The sequence below is a fragment of the Roseovarius sp. MBR-79 genome, assembly GCF_053628555.1.
In genome coordinates this window covers 1-2,759 of the sequence record NZ_JBRJGP010000063.1, presented here as the reverse complement: position 1 = coordinate 2,759, position 2,759 = coordinate 1, and the positions used below count along the sequence as shown (strand labels likewise).

Genomic DNA, 2,759 nt, shown 5'->3' with positions numbered 1-2,759 from the left:
GTAAGCATCCGGCGTAGGCCACAACGAGGTCAACGCGCGCGGTCGCGGTCCATTTCGATGAGCTCTTGCAGGTTTTCAATCCCGAACGGAGTGAAGGCGATGACGCTGTCGTCGCCAGGGCCGTAGACCCAGATCACTCCATCTTCGGTTTCCATGTCGATGGCGAGATCGAAGATCCGGTCGACGGTTTCGCCCAGTTCGGCTGCAACGCGGTCGATGGTCTTGACGGAATACACCTTGTTGAGCTGCATGATCATGCCGCCTCAGCGAGGTGCCACGACTTCCAGTTCCATGGCAGAAGGTCATGGATGCGCGAGACGGGCATGTCGGGCAGCCGGGCGAGGACATCGGCAAGCCAGGCCTGTGGGTCGACGTCGTTCATTTTGGCCGTGACGATGAGGGTATACATGGCGGCGGCGCGTTCACCGCCGCGCTCGGATCCCGCGAAGAGCCACGACTTTCTGCCCAAGGCCACGCCGCGCAGGGCGCGTTCGGCCGCATTATTCGTCAGGCAGATGCGCCCGTCATCGAGGAATGCCGTGAACGCCTGCCAACGGCCGTCTTTCTCGAACATGTAGTTGATCGCCTTAGCCACCTTGTTGTGTCGGGACAGTTTCGCGCGCTCTGCCAGCAGCCAATCATGGAGATTATCAACCAGGGGACGGGAGAGTTTCTGACGGGCGGCAAGCCGGGCATCGGCATCCAGCCCATTGATCTCGCGCTCGATGTCGAAGATGGCGTCGATCCGTTTCACCGCTTCCAGCGCGACCGGCGAGATTTGATGGCTGGGTTTGCCCTTGCGGACGTTGCCCGCGATGTCGGCCAGCTCGAAGAACTTCCGGCGGGCATGAGCCCAGCACAGCGCACTGGTCACAGCCCCCGCATCACGGTCGGCGCGATAAAGATCGTTGTATCCTCCATAGGCATCCGCTTGCAGCACGCCTTGCCATCCGGCCAGGTGCTGATTGGGATTGGTTGCCGTACGGTCGCGGGAGAAGTGGAAGACCGCCGCCGGCGGTGCGCCACCATTCCAGGGCCGGTCATCACGGACATAGGTCCAGAGCCGGGCCTTTTTTGCGCCGCCTCGCGCCAGAAGCGGCACGGTCGTGTCATCGCCATGCAGGCGGTGAGCGGCACGCACATGGCTCTCGATCAGCGCATGGAGGGGCTGCAGCGCGACAGTCGCGTGCCCGACCAGGTCCGCCAGGGTCGACAGGCTCAACTCGACGCCTTCACGGGCGAACCGCTCGGCCTGCCGGTTCAGCGGCTGGTGCTGACCATATTTCTCGAAGACGAGCATGGCGATCAGGCTGGGCCCGGCCCATCCACGCGGGATCGCATGGAACGGGCCTGGCGGCTGGCTGATCTTCTCGCAGGCCCGGCAGGTGAACTTCTCACGCACGGTCTGGATCACCTTCCATTGCCGTGGGATTACCTCCAGCGTCTCAGTGACATCTTCGCCCATCTTCACGAGACGATCCGAGCCACAGCAGGTGCAGGTGGCAGGTGCCTCAACGACAACCCGCTCGCGCGGCAGGTGATCGGGAAACGGCTTGCGCACAGGACGGCGACGCGTGAAGGCGCGCACCGTGGAGGCGGCCTTGTCGGCCGCCTCTTCGGCGGCCAGGGCATCCTCGGTTGCCGCTGTTTCCAGTTCTTCAAGCTGCAGTTCCAGTTGATCGATCAGCCGCGAGCGCCGTTCCGACGAGATGCCGTATTTGTCTCGGCGCAGTTTGGCGATCTCGAGCTTGAGCTCCTGGATCATCGCTTCCGAGCAAGAGACAACTGCGCGGGTCTGTGCCAGCTCGCTTTCCGCAACCTCCGCACGGGCCTCGGCGGCGGCCAGGGCAGCGCGTAATTTGGCGAGTTCGGAGGCGGCGTCAGACATGGCCAATATTTAGCAACCGGGGCCGCGGAACACCAATAAAAACAGGCCTGTCAGTGCAATTTATCCAGCCTTTGCAGGGCGTTGCGTCCAGCGTGGATTGCGCCAGTCAATACCCTCCAGAAGATAGCCCAACTGTGCCGCCGAGATCTGCACCGCCTGGCCAGACCGGCTCACCGGCCAGATGAACTTACCCGCTTCTAAGCGCTTCAGATACAGCGACATGCCCACGCCGTCATGCCACAGGATCTTGACCAGATCGCCCTTACGGCCCCGGAAGCAGAATATCTCACCCGCATGGGGATCGCGGCCGAGCCCCTCCTGCACCTGTAGCGCCAGCGTGTTCATGCCCCGCCGCATATCGGTGACGCCGCCCGCAATCCAAACCTTCACGCCCGCCGGAAACGCGATCATTGTCTGTCCACCACGGCCAGGATCCGCGCAAGCGCTTCGGGCTCCACGCCCACCGGCACGATGACCCGCCGCCCGTTCGGCAGAGCTATCTCAATCTGACAGTCCGGAGGCGGACAGGGATCAACTGAATGGGTCTGTGGCGCGGGCGCTTTCGTCACGGTCACCGGCGCGAACGATATTGGACGAGAAGACCCAAGCTCACCGTTTCGATACTGCCGCCGCCAAGTCGTCAACAGCGAGCGGCAAATGTCGTGTCGCCGCGCTGTGGCTGCCACCTGACGGTGGCCGATAAAGCTCTCCTCCACTATGCGCAGTTTGTCATCATCCGACCAATACCGGCGGCGTTCACCATCGGCAGCAGACAGAACTTCGATTTGAGGGCGGTTGATAAAGTCGGACATAAGGGCGGACTTACCATCGGAGCGAACACAAGTTCAGACGGCCGCCCCCGGAGGCTTAC

The 2,759-nt window shown here is 62.7% G+C and carries 4 protein-coding genes; all 4 read right to left on the bottom strand.

What is annotated here, in order from left to right:
* Window positions 1-29: 29 nt before the first annotated feature.
* Genes ACSSV8_RS20060 through tnpA form a run of 4 tightly spaced genes read right to left on the bottom strand, consistent with a single transcriptional unit; the run spans window position 30 to window position 2,700 of the window.
* Window positions 30-257 carry a hypothetical protein gene (locus ACSSV8_RS20060; RefSeq protein ID WP_446275771.1) on the bottom strand — a complete coding sequence of 76 codons (228 nt, stop codon included), beginning with the start codon at window positions 255-257 and terminating at the stop codon, window positions 30-32.
* Window positions 254-1,888 (bottom strand): IS66 family transposase, encoded by a 1,635-nt coding sequence (gene tnpC / locus ACSSV8_RS20055; RefSeq protein ID WP_454283658.1) that lies wholly within the window; start codon window positions 1,886-1,888, stop codon window positions 254-256. Before tnpC ends, ACSSV8_RS20060 begins: the two co-directional genes overlap by 4 nt.
* Window positions 1,889-1,948: 60 nt before the next feature.
* Entirely contained in the window at window positions 1,949-2,299 is a 351-nt protein-coding gene (tnpB, locus tag ACSSV8_RS20050) for an IS66 family insertion sequence element accessory protein TnpB (protein ID WP_007813093.1), read from the bottom strand.
* A complete protein-coding gene (gene tnpA / locus ACSSV8_RS20045) occupies window positions 2,296-2,700 on the bottom strand; it encodes an IS66-like element accessory protein TnpA (RefSeq protein WP_238373424.1) in 405 nt (134 codons plus the stop codon). Before tnpA ends, tnpB begins: the two co-directional genes overlap by 4 nt.
* Window positions 2,701-2,759: the final 59 nt, after the last annotated feature.